The sequence below is a fragment of the Streptomyces sp. PsTaAH-137 genome (assembly GCF_003259365.1).
Lineage (GTDB): Bacteria > Actinomycetota > Actinomycetes > Streptomycetales > Streptomycetaceae > Streptomyces.
In genome coordinates this window covers 43127-60521 of the sequence record NZ_QLLY01000024.1, presented here as the reverse complement: position 1 = coordinate 60521, position 17395 = coordinate 43127, and the positions used below count along the sequence as shown (strand labels likewise).

Sequence of the window (17395 nt, the reverse complement as noted above, 5' to 3'; positions counted from 1 at the left end):
ACGCTGCGTGCAGGCCTACTTGCCCTTGGCGGCGTCCTTCAGCTTGGAGCCCGCCGCCACCTTGACGCTGTAACCGGCAGGGATCTTCATCGCCTCGCCCGTCGCAGGGTTACGCCCCTCGCGCGCGGCGCGGTGGGTCCGCTCGAAGGTGAGGAAGCCTGGAACAGTGACTTTCTCGTCGCCCTTGGCCACCACGTCGCCGACCGTGGCCGCGAAGGCGTTCAGCACGGCATCGGCGTCCTTCTGCGTTACCTCGGCACGCTCGGCCAGCGCGGCCACCAGCTCACTACGGTTCATACCCAAACTCCTTGAAGCATCGAAAACCCCATCACACGGGACGGGGTACAGATCAAGCGGCCCATGCTGTCACCCACCACCGACAGCGCCTCGGACGCTCCAGCGCCGAATGCCCCGAACAGCCGCAGCAACACAGCACCGGACCAGCGGGCCGGCGATCGCTGCGGAGAGGCGCAGCGCCTGAAGCAGCCGCTGTTTCCGCATCCGGCGGCCTAACGGCGATGAGCGTCGTCAGCGGGAGACCGCTCATGGATCAACATCTCCCTTGGTCGGTTCGGCTCTGGAACGGGCGGCCGCGCGTATCCGCCCGGCGGGTTGAGGGGAAGAGCCGCAGACCCTTGTGCCGGTCCTCGCGTGAGGGTCTGCGATTCCGAGTCCAAAGGCTTTGCCTTCGTGGCTGGTCCGTCTCTCCCCGCAGATGGGTACTCAGGCGGCCTCAGCCATTAGGTCGGCGAACGGGAGACTCGGACTACAAGCTGACAGGTTCAGGACATAACTGGGTTGCGTGCGCCTCACGTAGTACGACCTCAGACACAGTCTCTCCGAACATCGAACATGTGTGACCGGAATGCGCTCTTGACCATTCAACTGATCCCCCGGGACCATCGGGCCGCTCGCTTCCCCGTGCCTCCAGCGGCACATCCGAGGAACCAGGAGCCCCCCACATGCGTTCTCTCTCTGCCCGCGCACAAATAACAGCCGCCACGCTGCTCGCCGCCGGACTCGTAGCTGCCTCCGACGCAGGAGCGAGCGCGACCGTGACCGCGCCCGCCGTCGTCGCAGCTCCCGACATCTCCGTGGCGAACGTCAAAGCGCACCTGACCCAGCTCCAATCCATTGCCACCGCCAACGGAGGCAACCGCGCGCACGGTCGTCCCGGCTACAAGGCATCCCTCGACTACGTGAAGGCCAAGCTCGATGCGGCCGGATTCACCACCTCCGTCGCCCAGTTCACCTCCGGAGGCCGCACCGGCTACAACCTGGTCGCCGACTGGCCCGGTGGAGACACCAACCGGACCGTCATGGCCGGGGCCCATCTCGACAGCGTCACCGCCGGACCGGGTATCAACGACAACGGGTCGGGCTCGGCCGCGATCCTGGAGACCGCGCTCGCCGTCTCCCGCGCCCAGCTCAAGCCCGTCAAGCACCTCCGATTCGCATGGTGGGGGGCCGAGGAGCTGGGAATGATCGGCTCCCGGAACTACGTCAACTCACTGACCACCAGCGACCGTGCACACATAGCCGGCTATCTGAACTTCGACATGATCGGCTCACCGAACCCGGGCTACTTCGTCTACGACGACGACCCGGTCATCGAAAAGACCTTCAAGGCCTACTACGCCGGCATCGGCGTCCCCACGGAGATCGAGACCGAAGGCGACGGCCGCTCTGACCACGCTCCGTTCAAGAGCGCGGGGATCCCGGTCGGCGGACTCTTCAGCGGCGCCGACTACATCAAGACCGCAGCACAGGCCCAGAAATGGGGCGGCACGGCAGGCCGGGCGTTCGACCCCTGCTATCACTCGTCGTGCGACCGCACCACGAACATCAACGACACGGCCCTGGACAGGGGCGGAGACGCAGTCGCTTACGCGGTGTGGGCGCTGGCAGCTCAGTAGGGGAACGGGGGACACGGCCTCCTTCGGTCCGCACCCACCAGAGCGCCGCTCGAGTGCAGCGGCATCACCAGAACCTCACCGAGGGGGGCGTCGACGGGCGTCGCGTCGTCGCCCCCGGCCGCACGGGCCGCTTTGGTGAAGCATGGCCAGCAGGCAGCGGAGGCCGTCCGGGTCCGTCGACCATGCTGACGCCGGTCGCGGTCACCTCCAGGCACTTCTGCATGCGATCAGTCGGCACACGCAGAGAGCCCACCAGACAGAAGGCCTCCTGCAGAGTGTCGGCCAGATCCAGAAACGCTCTCCAAACCCGCGCCACCCTGGGCGAAGAAACACAGGGAAAAGCGTGACATCAGCCCTCGGCGCTGAGAGCCACTCCCCTCTCGTCCCGCTGGGGTGGCGTGCGCGCCGAGCCGGCACCCTCGCTCTGGGCGGGGAGCAGGGCAGATCAGGTACCACCAGCAGAGCCGACGCGCGTCGTCCGCCTGCCACGTTCGAACACCGTAGCGGCAGTGACCGGGGTCGCCGCTTCCGGCTGCACCGAGAGCATTCAGGACACTTCTTGCGTCCTACTGAAGGCTCTTTTGCTATTTCCTGCATTCATCTTGCGTAGTCGTGTACGCATCAATACTCTGCCGTGCGAAACGCCACCCCTCACCGATGCCTTTGCCCGAGCTGTCCTGGCCGTGGAATCGGCGCCTCAGACACAGGGAGAATCAGATGGCCATCTCGCGTCGTACGGTCCTGCAAGCCGCTTCAGCAGCAGGAGTTGCTGGAGCCGTGGGGCTCGGTCCGGGCGCGCTCGCGAGCGCCGCCGCTGCGGCAAGCCCGCCCGGTGATGTGGTCGGGAAGGTCACCGTGGGCTACCAGGGCTGGTTCGCGTGCGCCGGCGACGGCGCCCCGATAGGCGGTTGGTGGCACTGGGCTCAGAACTGGGGCCAGACGCCGTCCTCTACCAACAAGGCCATCGTTGCCTGGCCTGACGTCCGCGACTACCAGACCTCCTACCGCACCGCGTTCGCCAACCTGGGAAACGGTCAGCCCGCCGCGCTGTTCTCCTCCTACGACCAGTCGACCGTCGACGTCCACTTCGCCTGGATGAAGCAGTACGGCATCGACACCGCCGCGCTCCAGCGTTTCAACCCCACAGGCGGCGAAGGCCCGACCCGAGATGCGATGGCGCTCAAGGTCCGTAGCGCGGCCGAGTCCAGCAACGTCAAGTTCTACGTCATGTACGACGTCTCCGACTGGGCGACGATGCAGGCGGACATCAAGTCCGACTGGACCAACAAGATGCGCACCCACACAGGTTCCTCCGCCTACGCACGCCAGAACGGTAAGCCCGTGGTGTGCATATGGGGCTTCGGATTCAACGACCCCCAACGCCCCTTCACCCCGGACACGTGCCTCGACGTTGTGAACTGGTTCAAGGCACAGGGCTGCTACGTGATCGGTGGGGTGCCCACCTGGTGGCGGACCGGCGACCGGGACTCCCGACCTGGTTTCTCCGCTGTCTACCACGCCTTCGACATGCTCTCGCCCTGGATGGTCGGCCGGATCAGTAACGCCGGCGATGCCGACAACTTCTACAACGTCGCCACCGTGCCCGACCTCGCCGAGTGCACCGCTTCCGGCATCGACTACCAGCCGTGCGTCCTGCCCGGCAGCGTGGGCGACCGGCAGCGCGCCCACGGCGATTTCATGTGGCGGCAGTTCTACAACATAGGCCGGGCCCGTGTGCCGAGCGTCTACATCTCGATGTTCGACGAATACAACGAGGGCAACCAGATCGCCAAGACCGCTGAATCTCAGGCCTGGGTACCGACCGGATCGGGCTTCCTCGCCCTCGACGAGGACGGCACCGCCTGCTCCTCTGACTACTACATGCGCCTCACCGGCGACGGCGGCAGGATGCTCAAGGGCCAGATCGCCCTCACCGCGACCCGCCCCACCCCTCCGACAGTTGACCATGCGGACAGAACTGCTCCCTCCGCCCCAGCCAATATGAGGAGCGTCGGCGTCACCGGGACCACTGTCGATCTGGCCTGGTCCCCGGCAACCGACAACGTCGGAGTGACCAGCTACCGAATCCGCCGCGTCATCGGGGACTCGGCTACCCCGGTCGGCACGGCCGGCGGCAACGCGACCAACTTCACCGTCAACGGCCTCACTCCCTCGACCGACTACACCTTCGATGTGCAAGCTCTCGACGCCGCGGGCAACGTCTCCGCCCCCTCCAATCGGGTCAACGCCACCACATCAACCTCGACCACCGACAATCTGGCTCTGAACCGGCCGACCACGGAAAGCACTCACACCCAGACCTACGGCTGCGCCAATGCCGTGGACGGCAATGTGAACACGTACTGGGAAAGCGCAAACAACGCGTTCCCTCAGTGGATTCAGGTTGACCTGGGAGCTGCCCGCGGCATCGCCCGCATCGTGTGCACACTGCCGCCGGCCGCGGCCTGGGCCACCCGGAGCCAGACCATCGCTGTGCAAGGCAGCGCCGACGGCGTCACGTTCAGCACCGTGCGCGCCGCGGCAGCATGCACGTTCGATCCGTCCAGTGGGAACACCGCCACGCTGACCATCCCCGCGTCCACGACCGCCCGTCATCTGCGGCTCGTCTTCACAGCCAACAGCGGCTGGCCGGCCGCGCAGCTCTCCGAACTGCGCGTCTATGGCGCCTGACGACTCATTCGCCGGCCGGCCGACACAGTCTGGTGAATCCCAGCCAACACGCTGACCGCCGCGCGTCGCGCCAAAGGCGACCTATAGCCGGCGCCCCACTGATCCTGTGCCAGACACTGTCTCGGCGCTGCTGGGGTTCACTCGCGGACGAAGGCCATGAGCTGATCGGCGCTGCGGGTGAAGCGGACCACCTTCTCGCCCGGCTGGAAGTCGGAACCGGCCGCGATGCACAGCAGGAGCAGCGTCCGGTGCATCTGCGTGAGCAGTTCGGGTGACAGCGGTACCGCGGGGCAGCCCTGGAAGCCATCGCTCTGCCGACGCAGGTCGGCGAGTGCGGTAGCGGCCTCGTTGCAGTCCTTGGTGAGGCCGTACTGCAGCAGGTCCTGTACCTCAGTGAGCATGCGCGTCGGCACGGCGATCAGTTGTGTCATGGCTCATCAGTACTTCCGGAGTCGAGTGGCGGCAATTCCGGAGCGACCACCGTGCCCTGGCCCGCGTGGCCTGCGGCCCGGGCCACCGTCGCCGTGATGCCACCGGCACCATGTCTCGTTCGCCGGCTGAGGGCCCGCCCACCGGGCGGGCCCCGCGCCACCTACCGCGTGGATTTCGGCCCGCGGTCAGGCGAAGTAGTGGATCGTGCCGCGCAGGGCCGGGTCCGCCCCCTCACAGTGCTGTTCGAAGGTGAGGGCGAGGGCGGTGATCTGTCCCGAGGCGTCAGCAGTCAGCTTGTTCACCGTGAACTCGCCGTTGCTGTGGTTGCATCCCCCGCCGCCGACGCAGAGCATCCCGTGTTCGTCGTCACCCAGCTCGCTCGCCTGCTAGGTGCTGCCCACCTGGCAGGACTGGCCGGGGAGGTACGACGAGCGCGTTCCAGGTCTCGCGCAGACCGGAGGCGCCGAACTCGATGCGTCCGTCGACGGTGCCGTCCAGGGCGAACGTGGCGGTGCCGTTGGTGAAGGTACGGCTGCGGCCCCCGCCCGCGTAGCCGCCGGGCTCGCTCGCGCGGCGGGCTGACCCGATCCCCATAGGCGGCGGGCGCGGCCCGCACGGCACAGGCCAGGAAGCAGGCGCTACCAGGACTTCAGCCTCGCCTCGCGGCGCTGGACGTCCTGGCCGGGTGGCTCACCGCGGAGAATCACCGGGGCGGGTGGTGTCATCTGGCGAAACATGGTTACCGAAGGGCGAAAGATCCGCTTTGGCTCGATCATGGGAAGCACCGACCGGCCACGCACGGGCTGGTGAAGGAGGGGCCGACCATGAGGCTGCGTACCAGTCGTCCCGACCGGGCCGGATGGGTCCGACAGGGGGCCGGGAACCGGTTCCGTTACCGCGACGCACGCGGGCAGACCCTCCCGGCCGCCGACCGGACGAGGATCAAGGAACTGGTGATCCCGCCGGCCTGGGAGGACGTCTGGATCTGTCCGTACGCCAACGGTCACATCCAGGCGATGGGGACGGACGCGGCGGGCCGTCGGCAGTACCTCTACCACCCGGATTTTCGCGCGCAGCGCGATCTCGCGAAGCACGCACACGTCCGCCAGGTGTCGGTGACGCTGAAGGAGCTCCGGGAGCAGGTCGGCGCGGATCTGGCCGGTCGTGGTCTCAGCCGGGACCGGGTGCTCGCCTGCCTGGTGAGACTGCTCGACCTCGGATACTTCCGCATCGGCTCGGCCGCCTACGCCCGCGAACACCAGGCATACGGACTGACCACGCTCCTGCGTACGCACGTGGACCTGAGCAAGGGAGCGATGCACTTCGCGTACCCGGCGAAGAGCGGTGTGGACCGCGAGTGGGACCTGGTCGACGCCGCCGCGTTTCCGGTGGTGCGCCGCCTCCAGCGCAGACCGGGCGAGGACCCGCAGCTCTTCGCGTACTTCAAGAGCCGGTTGTGGCAGCCGGTGCAGCCGGGTGAGCTGAACGAACGCCTGCGGGAGTTGTCCGGAGCCGAACTCACGGCCAAGGACTTCCGCACCTGGCACGCCACCGTGCTCGCCGCCGTCGGACTGGCCGTTTCCGAGCGGGCCACCGCGCAGAGCGAGACGGCGCGGCGGCGCGCGGAGTCCCAGGTCGTCAGGGAAGTGGCCCGCTACCTGGGCAACACCCCCGCCGTGTGCCGCGCCTCCTACATCGACCCGAGGCTGTTCGAGCTTTTCGCGGACGGTCGCACCATCGCGCCCGCACTCTCCGAGCTGGGCGCGGTCGACCCCGGACAGCCCGCGACCCATGGCCCCATCGAGGACGCCGTACGGGAGTTCCTGGCGTGATGCCGTCAGACCCGACCACATACCGAGCGTAGGAGCAGACAGTGACGAAGAAGAAAGACCTCGCCCAGGGCGACAAAGTCACCTGGCGCAGTCACGGGCAGAGCGTGACCGGCAAGGTGAAACGGAAGATCACCGAGCGGACCGAGGCGGCCGGACGGACGGTCGAAGCGTCCAAGGACGAGCCGCAGTACGAGGTCGAGAGCGACGAGACCGGCAACACGGCCGTCCACAAGCCGAGCGCCCTGCGCAGAAGAAAGTCACGATGAGGCGGAGCGCCATCACATCAAGGCAGCTGACTTCCTGAGGATGTGCCAGACCTTGACTGGCCGCGCGCGGGCCCCGATCCGGCCTCCCCCGCGCGTCGCAGTCGGTTCATCAGAGCTGGTGGCGCACTCCTGCCTCCTGCTGGGCGGCGGTCAACTGCTCACGAAGGTCGCCCTCAATGGACCTGCGGGCGGCGCCGCGGCGGAAGAGCGGCAGGACGGTGCGCTGCTCGCCGTCCTCCACCAGCAGAGCCAGCCCGCCGTAGAGCGCGAACGCCCCGATCACCAGGCCCGTCCAGCCCGCGGTGGACTGCCACGCCTGACCCGCGCCCGCTTCGTACAGGCCGGTCATGCAGAACCGCACCGCGGTGAGGGTGAGCAGCACGGCGAAGAGCGGTTTCGACTTGAGCGCGGCCCCCGCGAGCGCCAGCACGAAGGGCACCAGCGCGAGGAGGAAGACCGCATGCGCGGCGACCGGTGCACCGACCGGGGAGTCGAGCGAAGTGACGCTGGTTCCCGCCCAGGACGCGCCGAGCAGGAGCAGCGCCGTTCCCGCCCCGGCGTCCCGGGCGAGGAACGCGAAGACCCCGGCGACCAGTTGGAGGGGGACCACGAAGATCAGGATGAGGAGGAGCAGTACCTCGCTCTGTTCGGCGGGCACCCAGCCAAGTTGGAGGGTTGCCAAGACGGTGCTGCCCATACCGAGAGCGAAGAACCCCAAGGGCAACGGGCTTGCGACAGGTCGCAGCACGATGCGGGTGATGGCGTCGGTGGCGGGCGGGCGGCCGGTACTGGAGGTATCGGAGGCTTCAGATTCAGACACGTCCGCAGCGTACGGGGCGTGCGGCATGTAGCTGCTCACCGGCACCGGCAGCAGGGCTCTCACGGAAGGGGGGGGCTGGTGGACGGCGAACATCACTGCCCGGGTCCGGTCCGCTTCGATGAACTCCGGGTCCCGGCCGAACAACTGCCGGTACTTCTCGTAGGCGGACAGGCTGGAAAAGCTGAAAAGGGCCGGCGCTTCGTCGCTCGCCCCCGCCGGAGTCATTTCGCACCAGACCCTCGTGAGGCCCGGCTGCCCACCGTCGGCGAGGCCGTCAGGAGACCCATGTCCCGGTCAGCGCCTGCAAGGCCGAACCGTCGAGGTCCTTGAGCTTCACCGCCACGAACGCGCGCGCCCGTTCCGAGGTCTGCACACGGAAGGCGGGCCGCTCGCAGGTCAGCAGGTCCACCAGGTGCCCGGCGACGTCATGCGGGCTCTGCGCGTCGGCGAAGGCGCCCCGGGTCCGTTCGAGGTAGGCCGCCAGAGCCGTGCTGTAGGGCCCTGCCGCGTCCGCCGCGCTGTCGTCGATCCCCACGTTCTTCACGAACTCGCTGGCCACGGCTCCGGGCTCGACGACGCTCACGGACACACCGGTGGCGGCCGCGACGGGTGCCAGGGACTCCATGAAGCCCTCGACGGCGAACTTGGCCGCGCAGTACGCCTCGTTGAAGGGCTGCCCGACCACTCCGCCGACACTGGTCACCGTCACCACGCGTCCGCCGCTCGCCCGCAGCAGCGGCAGGGCCGCCCGGGTGACGTGCAGCACGCCGAAGAAGTTGACCTCCATCACCGTGCGAACACTCTCGACGCTCTCCAGTTCCAGGGTTCCGACGTGCCCGGACCCCGCGTTGTTGATCAGAGCGTCGAGCCGGTCGCATCCCGCCAGGCACTCCTCCACGGAGGCGGGGTCCGTCACGTCCAGAGCACGCACGTCCAGGTCGACCCCCGCCTCGCGGGCGGCCGTCCGCACAGGGCCCGCCTTGGTGGTGTCGCGCATCGTGGCGATCACCCGCCATCCGGCGCGCGCGGCGGCGACCGCGGTGGCCAGACCGATGCCCGAGGACGTTCCGGTGATCAGAACTGTTTTGACGCTCATCGCGGTGACACCCGTTCTCAGAAGTACTGGATCCTGGTCGTCAGTATGCCGTCGGCGCAGGTCAGGGGACGCATGCTGATCGACCGACGGTACCTCCGTGTCCGGCCGACATGGGCGCACCCCCATCGGGCCGCTCCGCGGACAGCGTCCCGATGAGGGTGACTTCAGGTGGGGCCGGCCGGTCTACGGCTCGGTGCCCCACACGAGGGTGCCTGCGACGTAGACGGTCACCTTCGGTGCGTCGGCGTACGAGGTGCCGGTGCCGCGGCTGTAGTCGTCGGTCTCGTTGAAATTGGACCAGTCGGACTTGGCCAGCCTCAGCTGGATATCACCGGTGTCCGCGCCCACCGCCAGCGATCCGCTGCCGAAGCCGACCTCCATATAGCGGTCGGCGCCCGTCCTGGCCGGCGAGACCGCGCGCGTCGACAGATTCACCGTGGAGCAGCCGACCTGTGCCCAGTCGCAGAACGTCTGGTAACCGGCCGACGAGGACTCGCCGGTGAACCAGTAACGGACCGTGACCTTGGACAGGTCGACAGCCGCCGTACCGCCGTTGACCAGGCGCAGTCCCGGCTTGATCTGATTGTCCGCCGCCGAGGAATCGTTGTTCTTGTACTGCGCCCTGAGGCCCGAGGAGCCACCGCCTCCACCCGACGGCTTGGTCACCGCGGTCACCGCCGCGGACGCCGCCGAAACGTTCCCCGCAGCGTCCTTCGCCCGGACCGTGTACGCGTAACCGGTCGACGCGGAAAGCCCCTTGTCGGTGTACGACGTACCGGAGACGCTGCCCACCCTGGTGCCGTCCCGGTAGACGTCGTAGCCGGTGACGGCCGTGTTGTCCGTCGATGCGCTCCACGAAAGGGCCACGCTGTCGCTGGTCGTCGTACCCACCGTGAGACCGCCCGGCACGGTCGGCGCCTGCGTGTCGCCACCACCGCCTCCGGACAGCGGCGGGTAAGCGTTGGCGACCAGTTGGCGGAACCCGGCGGAGAACCAGTGGCCGGCCAGCGGAGAGTCGGGCAGCGCGCCCGTCAGGCTGTTTCCGTTACGGGCGTTGCCGGTGTACGTGGGATCGCACATCCGGTCGAAGCCCTTGCCCTCGTCGTTGTCGAGGGGCTTGCTGGCACCGTCGGACTCGCCCGGCGGCTTCGCCCACACGTACGCGTCGATCCCGGTGTCCGGAGCGGTGGCCGGGCGCTCGCCGATGCCGGCGCCGCTCTGGTTGCACCAGTTGCCCGCGTGGATGCGCCGGTCGACCCGGCCGCCGTCCACGTAGGCGTCGACGCTCGTCGTCGGGCCGGGAGCGGTCGGCCGCGCGGCGCCGCCCCAGCCGTTGCGCGAGGTGTCGATGAGCATGCCGATCCCGCTGTCGAAGCCCTGTGCCACCAGGGCCGAGCGCAGCCCCTGCGCGTACGAGGTCTCGTCGTCGTACTGGTTCCAGTCGATCCACTTGGACTGGCGCACCGTCTGGCCGTTCACGGTGTCCGTGACCTTGACGTACGGCTCTTTGGTCGCGGAGTAGTTGGCGGTGTTGACGATGAACCCCGTCACGTCGCTCAGGCTCGCGCCGTTGGTGGTGGCGGCCTTCTTGAACTCCTGCGCGGTCGGGACGAGGTTGCTGTCCCAGCCGAGCCACGCGTGGTGGCCCGCGTCGATGTAGTTGTAGGCGTTGGGCAGGCCACCCAGTTTGTGCAGGGCGTAGCCCACGCCCTTCTCGTAGTTGCCGTTCGCCTTCATCGTGGCGCACTGGGGCGTGGAGCCCGCTGTGCCGCCGGCGTTGGTGACGAGGTTCGGCAGCGAATCCGGCTCGATGAGGTTGACGATGCGCAGGCTCGCGTACGCGGGATCGGCGAGGATCTCGGCGATCGGGTCGATGTAGTCGGACTGGTATCTGGCCAGTTCGTCGGCGCCCAGTTCACCGTTCGAGGCCAGCGCGGCGCAGTCGCGTCCCGGCAGGTCGTAGATGACCAACTGGACGAGGTTGGCGCCCTGCGCCTTGGCCGTGTCGAGGTGGGCCTTGAGGCCACGGGCCTCGGCGTTGCCCTGGATCGCGGCGATCCGGTCGAGCCACACGAAGGTCGGCTGCTTCGCGACGGTCGCACCGCCGGGCTCGGCCGCCGCCTTGGCGGACCAGTCGGGGTTCACGTAGGCCTTCGCCCCGACGTACGGGTTGTCGAGCTTCGCCGCGGCGGACGCGCTGTGCGTCATGGCGGTCAGTGACAGGGCGCCGATGAGCGCCCCCGACGCGAGAGCGGCGGTCCGTCTTCTCGCAGCGCGGGGACGTGCGGTGGGGGTGGGTCTGCGTAAGCGCATGGTTCTCTCCCGTGGGTGATGGAGAACGACTGGCGAAGCGCGTGCGGTGAACGGCGGTACCGGGAGGTGCCCGGGCCCGAGCGGCAGCCCGGTCGCCCGCAGAGACCGGACGGCATGGCAGCCCGACCTGCGCGGCACGTTCCGCGGTTCCGTGCCATGCAGGAAGGCAGGTCGATGAGGCGGTGGAGCGCGTGGCGTCACGGCAGTCCGGTCATGACTGCCGTGGACGCACGGGCGATGCCGGCCGCGCTGGGGAGGCGGAGGACAGGGCATCCAGTTGGGAGCGCTCCCAAAGAGTGCTGCGCCGGATCGACGCTGTCAACACCCCTGCCGCGGAGGGAAATGTGCGGCGGTCCACGCAGGCCAGACGGACGGACGGTCGGACAGGCCGCGCCCGTAGGCGATTCGGGACCGCGCCCGGGAGAGGAAAGCGCGCCGCGCACGACCCGATCGGTGCGCAAAGTATTGACGCATCCATGCCCAGTGGCTTCCATGAATCCGGTCCCGGCTACGACGGCGGGCCGTACGGGGCGGGACACTCCGGGCGGCCTGAGGAACCCGGTCGCCGCCGGACACCTCCAGCTCTCCGCCATCCGATCCGCATGCACGCGTGCCGCCATTTGGGAGCGCTCCCAATTCGCGCTTTCCCTGCGAGAGGATCCCCCACCATGAGCCCCCCACTCGTTCACCGGCTCAGAAAAACCCTGGTCACCCTGGTCGCCTCCGCCGCGATCGCCCTCGTCCCGTTCGCTGCCCTGCCCGCCCGGGCAGCGCCCGTCAAGGCCGCGGCGGCGCCTGCCGCGGGCGCCGGTTACTGGCACACCAACGGCCGCCAGATCCTGGACGCGGAGAACCGGCCGGTCCGGATGGCCGGCGTCAACTGGTTCGGGTTCGAGACCGCCAACTACGTCACCCACGGCCTCTGGTCCCGCGACTACAAGTCGATGATGGACCAGATGAAGTCGCTCGGGTACAACACGATCCGCATGCCCTACAGCGACGACATCTTCAAGAACACCGTCCCCAACGGCATCACCTACGCGAGTGGCCTCAACACCGACCTCAAGGACCTCACGTCCTTGCAGGTCATGGACAAGATCGTGGACTACGCCGGCTCGATCGGACTCAAGATCGTCCTCGACCGGCACCGGCCCGACTCCTCGTCCCAGTCCGCCCTCTGGTACACCGCGTCGGTCCCCGAATCCACCTGGATCACAAACCTCAAAGCGCTGGCGGCTCGCTACCAGGGCAACACGGCCGTGGTCGGCATCGACCTGCACAACGAGCCGCACGACCCGGCCTGTTGGGGATGCGGGGACACGAGCATCGACTGGCGGCTCGCCGCCGAGCGGGCCGGCAACGCCGTCCTCTCGGTCAACCCGCAGCTGCTCATCCTCGTCGAGGGCGTACAGACGGTCGACGGCCAGTCGAACTGGTGGGGCGGCAACCTGTCCGGGGCGGCCAAGGCGCCCGTCCGGCTCAGCGTGGCGAACCGTCTCGTGTACTCGGCCCACGACTACGCCACCAGCGTCGCGCAGCAACCGTGGTTCAGCGACCCGTCGTTCCCCGCGAACATGCCCGCCATCTGGGACAAGAACTGGGGCTACCTCTTCAAGCAGAACATCGCGCCCGTGTGGCTCGGCGAGTTCGGAACCACCCTCCAGTCGTCCGTGGACCAGAAGTGGCTCGCGGCCCTCGTGGACTATCTGCGGCCCACCGGCGTCCACGGCGCGGACAGCTTCCAGTGGACCTTCTGGTCGTGGAATCCCGACTCCGGTGACACCGGCGGCATTCTCAAGGACGACTGGCAGACCGTGGACACCGCGAAGGACGGCTACCTGGCCTCCATCAAGGCACCGGCCTTCGGAGGAGGAGGCGGCGGAGGCGACACCACCGCGCCGTCCACCCCCTCCGGTCTCAAGGTCACGGGCACGACATCGTCCAGCGTCTCCCTGTCCTGGTCGGCATCCACCGACGACACCGCTGTCACCGGCTACGACATCTACCGGGGTACCGCCAAGGTCGGTACGTCGACCGGTCCTTCCTTCACCGACACAGGCCTCACCGCCGGGACGCGCTACGACTACACCGTCCGGGCGCGCGACGCCGCGGGCAACGTCTCACCGGCCTCGGCATCGGTCGCCGCGACCACGTCGGGTTCGGGCGGCGGGTCCTCCGGGTGCTCCGCCTCGTACAAGGTCAGCAGCGACTGGGGCAGCGGATTCAACGCCGATGTCACCGTCACCAACACCGGTTCCACGGCGACCAAGTCGTGGGAGGTGACCTGGTCCTGGCCCGGCGACCAGGCCGTCAACGGCATGTGGAACGCCTCCTTCACTCAGGTGGGCAAGGCGGTCACGGCACGCAACGCCGATCACAACGGCGCGATCGCGGCCGGGAGTTCCACCTCGTTCGGCTTCGGCGCGGCACCCGGCGGGGCGGGCACGCCCGCGCTGGTCTGCCGTACCAGCTGAACCCCGCGACGCCCATGCCCGCCTCCGTCCCCGAAAGGAGACGTCCCTCATGACGCCTTCTTCCTTTCCCACCTCGCCACCAGCCGCGTTACGCCGACCGACACTGATCGGCGCGCTCTGCGCCCTGCTGCTCGCCGCCTTCGTGTCGCTGGCTCCCGCGCCCCGGGCGCACGCCGACTCGCAGCTGTGCGACAAGTTCGGCAGTACATCCATCGCCGGCGGAAAGTACATCGTCCAGAACAACGAATGGGGCGACGACACCCCCCAGTGCCTCACAGTGACCAACAGCGGTTTCACCATCAGCACGGCGAGCCACAACGTCCCCACGAACGGTGCCCCTGCCGCCTACCCGTCCGTCTACGCGGGCTGCCACTACGGGAACTGCTCCGCCAACAGTGGCCTTCCGCTCCAGGTCAGCGCGTTCCGCGACCCGCGCAGCACCGTCACCTACCGCACCGCGGGAGGCTCCTGGGACGCGGCGTACGACATCTGGCTCGACTCGTCGCCGAACCCCGTGGGGCAGAACAACGGCGCCGAGATCATGATCTGGGGCGCACACGCCGGGCCGCCGCAGCCTGCCGGGTCCAAGGTCGCCACGGCCCAGATCGGCGGCGCGGGCTATGACGTGTGGCAGGGGCGCCTCTCCAACGGCGGGATCTCCTGGAACGTCGTGTCCTACGTCCGTCAGCAGAACACCACCTCACTCGATGTCCATATCAAGGACTTCACCGACGACGCGGGCAGCCGCGGTCTCGTCGACCGGTCCTGGTATCTCACCAGCGTCCAGTTCGGGTTCGAACCGTGGGTCGGCGGACAGGGGCTCGCGGTGGACACCTTCTCCTTCACCACCGACGGGGGCGGCAGCACGCCGCCCCCCGCCGGCGGCACAATCGTCGGCCAGGCCAGCAGCCGCTGCCTCGACGTGAAGAACGGGGACTCCGCCGACGGCACGATCGTGCAACTGTGGGACTGCAACGGCGCAGGAGCACAGCGCTGGGTACGCCAGGGCGAGGCGCTGGTCAATCCCGCGACGGGAAAGTGCCTCGACGTGTCCGGAGGCCGCACCGCGAACGGCACTGTCGTACAACTCTGGTCCTGCAACGGCCTGGGCGCCCAGAAGTGGCAGTTCAACGCCGACGGCACGATCGTCAACACCAACTCCGGAGCCTGCCTGGATGCCGTGGAACGCGGCACCGCCGCGGGCACCAGGATCCAGATCTGGAGCTGTTACGGCGGTGGCGGCACCCAGCCCAACCAGGTGTGGCATCTGACCTGATCGGGATACCGCACCACGACGCGCCGTGGTCGCGCCCGCCCGAAGGGGGTGTGGCCACGGTGCACTGCGGGTTTCCGCGGCCCCGCTCTCAGCCTCGCCAAAGGCGAGCGTTCTCATCAGCGACCGCACTGCACTCCCCTGTCCGGTGCGGACTGCGTCGTGTGCCGCTGGCGCCCGGCCGGAAGACCTGGGTCGCGTCCCGCGTCCCGGCCCTCGACGGGGCTCCGGCACAACTCCGCGCACATCCTTGACACCCTCTCGGCGCCGCGGAGCCGGGCGTCAAGGTCCCGTCAGATTCCCGTGGTTCCGCGCGAAGAAGGCGCAAGGGCAGGGCGGTGGCGCCCGGAAACGGACAGACCCTGGGCGGAGTCCCGGGCCACCGCCCGGACCGTACCGAGGAGCCCCGTATGACCACGTCACTGATAGCCGAACCCGGGGCGAATCCTGGTGACGAAGAACCTCCGGACCTCCGAGACACGGCAGGCGAGAAGCACCGCCTCACCGCAGTGACGGGCCTGGCCGCCCTCTCGCTCGACGCGATGGCGTCCGTCGCGTACGGCCCGGAAGCGATCGTCCTGGTGCTGGCGGCGGCAGGTGCGCACGGCCTGGGCTTCACCCTCCCGGTCACGCTCGCGATCGCCGGCCTGCTGGCCGTACTCGTCGCTTCCTACCGGCAGGTCATCGCCGCGTTCCCGGACGGTGGCGGCTCGTACGCGGTGGCCAAGACGCACCTCGGCCCCTGCATCAGCCTGGTCGCGGCCGCGTCCCTCGTCCTGGACTACGTCCTGAACGTCGCCGTTGCCGTCACCGCGGGCGTCGCCGCTCTCACCTCCGCCTTCCCGGGGCTCTACGGCGACCGGCTCTGGATCTGCCTCGCCGTCCTGGTCCTGATCACGGCCGTGAACCTGCGCGGCATCGTCGACTCGGCCCGCGCCTTCATCGTCCCGACGGTCATCTTCGTCGGCTCGATCATGGTCCTGATCGCGGTCGGCCTCTTCCGCTCGGCGCCCGTCTCGACCGAGGCCGCCACGGGCCATGCCTCCGTCCTCGCGGACAACGCCACCGCGGTCGGCGCGCTGCTCCTGTTGAAGGCGTTCGCCTCCGGCTGCTCCGCCCTCACCGGTGTGGAGGCCATCGCCAACGCGGTGCCCTCCTTCCGCGCTCCGCGCGCTCGCCGTGCCCAGCACGCCGAGATCGCCCTCGGTGCCGTACTCGGCGTCATGCTCATCGGCCTGAGCGTGCTGATCGCCCGCTTCCACCTCCAGCCCGTCGAAGGCGTCACCGTCCTCGCACAGCTCGCGGACGCCTCACTCGGCCACAACTGGTCCTTCTACGTGGTGCAGTGCGCGACGACGATCCTGCTGGCCCTGTCCGCGAACACCTCGTTCGGCGGGCTGCCCGTCCTGCTGAAGCTGCTGGCCCGGGACAACTACCTGCCGCATGTCTTCGCCCTCAAGGCCGACCGCCAGGTTCACCGGCACGGTGTGCTCACCCTCGCCGCCGTCTCCGCGGCCCTGCTGGTCTTCTCCGGCGGCGACACCAACACCCTGGTGCCGCTCTTCGCGATCGGTGTCTTCGTCGGCTTCACGATCGCCCAGGTCGGCATGGTGATCCACTGGCGCGGAGTGCCCGGGTCACTGGGCAAGACACTGCTGAACGGACTCGGTACCCTGCTCACCGGTGTGTCCGCGATCGTCGTCACCGCGACCAAGTTCTCCGACGGGGCGTGGCTCATCGTCGTGGCACTGCCCCTGCTCGTCCTCGCGTTCCAGGCCGTGCACCGCACCTACACCCGGATCGGCGAGCGCCTCGGGCTCGGCCGCATTCCGCAGTGCCCGGCCCACGCCCGGTCCCTCGTCATCGTCCCCGTGTCCGGCATCTCGCGGCTCACCAGCGAGGCGCTGACCGCCGCGAACTCCCTCGGAGACGAGGTGCGCGCCGTCACCGTCTGCCATACCGACCCGGAGGACCGCGCCGCCACCGAGGCACTGACCCGCGACTGGGCGCTGTGGAACCCGGGTGTCGCTCTGATCCGCATCCCTTCCGAGCGCCGCACCCTGGGCAAGCCCGTCGCCGACTACGTCCGCGAGGTCTCCGCCGTGGACCCGAGCACCCGCGTCACGGTTCTGGTTCCGGAGGCCGAGCCGGAGCACGTCTGGCAGCGGATCCTGCAGAACCAGCGAGGCGCGATCGTCGCGCACGCGGTACGCAGGGACACCGACGCTGTCATCTGCCGGCTCCGCTTCCGGCTGTCCTGAAAGGACGGTCGCGGCGCGCGG

Annotated in this window: 14 protein-coding genes; 7 read left to right on the top strand and 7 right to left on the bottom strand. The window is 68.7% G+C overall.

All coding sequences use genetic code 11. The features are described 5' to 3' along the window. Positions 1–15: 15 nt before the first annotated feature. Positions 16–297 carry an HU family DNA-binding protein gene (locus tag K377_RS36305; RefSeq protein ID WP_111667898.1) on the bottom strand — a complete coding sequence of 94 codons (282 nt, stop codon included), beginning with the start codon at positions 295–297 and terminating at the stop codon, positions 16–18. A gap of 665 nt (positions 298–962) precedes the next feature. On the opposite strand from K377_RS36305, the gene K377_RS36300 reads away from it, so the two are divergent. Next, positions 963–1916: a M28 family metallopeptidase gene (locus K377_RS36300; RefSeq protein ID WP_111667897.1), complete on the top strand. Its 954-nt coding sequence runs from the start codon at positions 963–965 to the stop codon at positions 1914–1916. A gap of 717 nt (positions 1917–2633) precedes the next feature. Then, positions 2634–4607, top strand: a complete 1974-nt coding sequence (locus tag K377_RS36295; RefSeq protein ID WP_111667896.1) for a discoidin domain-containing protein — start codon at positions 2634–2636, stop codon at positions 4605–4607. Positions 4608–4744: 137 nt separating this feature from the next. Here K377_RS36295 and K377_RS36290 read toward each other — a convergent pair whose 3' ends face one another. From K377_RS36290 to K377_RS41465, 3 genes are all read right to left on the bottom strand, one after another. Further along, on the bottom strand, positions 4745–5038 hold the full coding sequence (locus K377_RS36290; RefSeq protein ID WP_111667895.1) for a hypothetical protein: 294 nt from the start codon (positions 5036–5038) through the stop codon (positions 4745–4747). Between the two features lie 186 nt (positions 5039–5224). Continuing rightward, a complete protein-coding gene (locus K377_RS42085; protein ID WP_161194965.1) occupies positions 5225–5392 on the bottom strand; it encodes a hypothetical protein in 168 nt (55 codons plus the stop codon). A gap of 13 nt (positions 5393–5405) precedes the next feature. Then, positions 5406–5633: a hypothetical protein gene (locus K377_RS41465; protein ID WP_146614821.1), complete on the bottom strand. Its 228-nt coding sequence runs from the start codon at positions 5631–5633 to the stop codon at positions 5406–5408. 230 nt (positions 5634–5863) lie between these two features. On the opposite strand from K377_RS41465, the gene K377_RS36285 reads away from it, so the two are divergent. Together K377_RS36285 and K377_RS36280 are read left to right on the top strand one after the other, a co-directional pair. Beyond that, on the top strand, positions 5864–6871 hold the full coding sequence (locus K377_RS36285) for a DNA topoisomerase IB (protein WP_111667894.1): 1008 nt from the start codon (positions 5864–5866) through the stop codon (positions 6869–6871). Positions 6872–6912: 41 nt separating this feature from the next. Continuing rightward, positions 6913–7137 (top strand): DUF2945 domain-containing protein, encoded by a 225-nt coding sequence (locus K377_RS36280; protein ID WP_111667893.1) that lies wholly within the window; start codon positions 6913–6915, stop codon positions 7135–7137. Between the two features lie 109 nt (positions 7138–7246). Here K377_RS36280 and K377_RS36275 read toward each other — a convergent pair whose 3' ends face one another. From K377_RS36275 to K377_RS36260, 3 genes are all read right to left on the bottom strand, one after another. Then, positions 7247–7897, bottom strand: a complete 651-nt coding sequence (locus K377_RS36275) for a GPR1/FUN34/YaaH family transporter (protein WP_309252263.1) — start codon at positions 7895–7897, stop codon at positions 7247–7249. A gap of 334 nt (positions 7898–8231) precedes the next feature. Continuing rightward, entirely contained in the window at positions 8232–9053 is an 822-nt protein-coding gene (locus K377_RS36265; protein ID WP_111667892.1) for an SDR family NAD(P)-dependent oxidoreductase, read from the bottom strand. A gap of 183 nt (positions 9054–9236) precedes the next feature. Continuing rightward, positions 9237–11366, bottom strand: coding sequence for a glycoside hydrolase family 6 protein (locus tag K377_RS36260; RefSeq protein WP_111667891.1), 2130 nt, complete (start codon positions 11364–11366; stop codon positions 9237–9239). A 668-nt stretch (positions 11367–12034) separates the two neighbouring features. On the opposite strand from K377_RS36260, the gene K377_RS36255 reads away from it, so the two are divergent. From K377_RS36255 to K377_RS36245, 3 genes are all read left to right on the top strand, one after another. Next, entirely contained in the window at positions 12035–13840 is a 1806-nt protein-coding gene (locus K377_RS36255; protein WP_111667890.1) for a cellulase family glycosylhydrolase, read from the top strand. A gap of 49 nt (positions 13841–13889) precedes the next feature. Continuing rightward, positions 13890–15116 carry a ricin-type beta-trefoil lectin domain protein gene (locus tag K377_RS36250; RefSeq protein WP_111667889.1) on the top strand — a complete coding sequence of 409 codons (1227 nt, stop codon included), beginning with the start codon at positions 13890–13892 and terminating at the stop codon, positions 15114–15116. Positions 15117–15523: 407 nt separating this feature from the next. Next, positions 15524–17374: an APC family permease gene (locus K377_RS36245; protein ID WP_111667888.1), complete on the top strand. Its 1851-nt coding sequence runs from the start codon at positions 15524–15526 to the stop codon at positions 17372–17374. Positions 17375–17395 lie beyond the last annotated feature (21 nt).

What these genes read in the sequence shown, in the direction of transcription:
- K377_RS36290 (WP_111667895.1), bottom strand. Translation starts at nt 5,038, where the DNA reads ATGACACAACTGATCGCCGTGCCGACGCGCATGCTCACTGAGGTACAG.
- K377_RS36250 (WP_111667889.1), top strand. Translation starts at nt 13,890, where the DNA reads ATGACGCCTTCTTCCTTTCCCACCTCGCCACCAGCCGCGTTACGCCGA.
- K377_RS36255 (WP_111667890.1), top strand. Translation starts at nt 12,035, where the DNA reads ATGAGCCCCCCACTCGTTCACCGGCTCAGAAAAACCCTGGTCACCCTG.
- K377_RS36265 (WP_111667892.1), bottom strand. Translation starts at nt 9,053, where the DNA reads ATGAGCGTCAAAACAGTTCTGATCACCGGAACGTCCTCGGGCATCGGT.
- K377_RS36285 (WP_111667894.1), top strand. Translation starts at nt 5,864, where the DNA reads ATGAGGCTGCGTACCAGTCGTCCCGACCGGGCCGGATGGGTCCGACAG.
- K377_RS42085 (WP_161194965.1), bottom strand. Translation starts at nt 5,392, where the DNA reads ATGCTCTGCGTCGGCGGCGGGGGATGCAACCACAGCAACGGCGAGTTC.
- K377_RS41465 (WP_146614821.1), bottom strand. Translation starts at nt 5,633, where the DNA reads ATGGGGATCGGGTCAGCCCGCCGCGCGAGCGAGCCCGGCGGCTACGCG.
- K377_RS36260 (WP_111667891.1), bottom strand. Translation starts at nt 11,366, where the DNA reads ATGCGCTTACGCAGACCCACCCCCACCGCACGTCCCCGCGCTGCGAGA.
- K377_RS36295 (WP_111667896.1), top strand. Translation starts at nt 2,634, where the DNA reads ATGGCCATCTCGCGTCGTACGGTCCTGCAAGCCGCTTCAGCAGCAGGA.
- K377_RS36245 (WP_111667888.1), top strand. Translation starts at nt 15,524, where the DNA reads ATGACCACGTCACTGATAGCCGAACCCGGGGCGAATCCTGGTGACGAA.
- K377_RS36300 (WP_111667897.1), top strand. Translation starts at nt 963, where the DNA reads ATGCGTTCTCTCTCTGCCCGCGCACAAATAACAGCCGCCACGCTGCTC.
- K377_RS36305 (WP_111667898.1), bottom strand. Translation starts at nt 297, where the DNA reads ATGAACCGTAGTGAGCTGGTGGCCGCGCTGGCCGAGCGTGCCGAGGTA.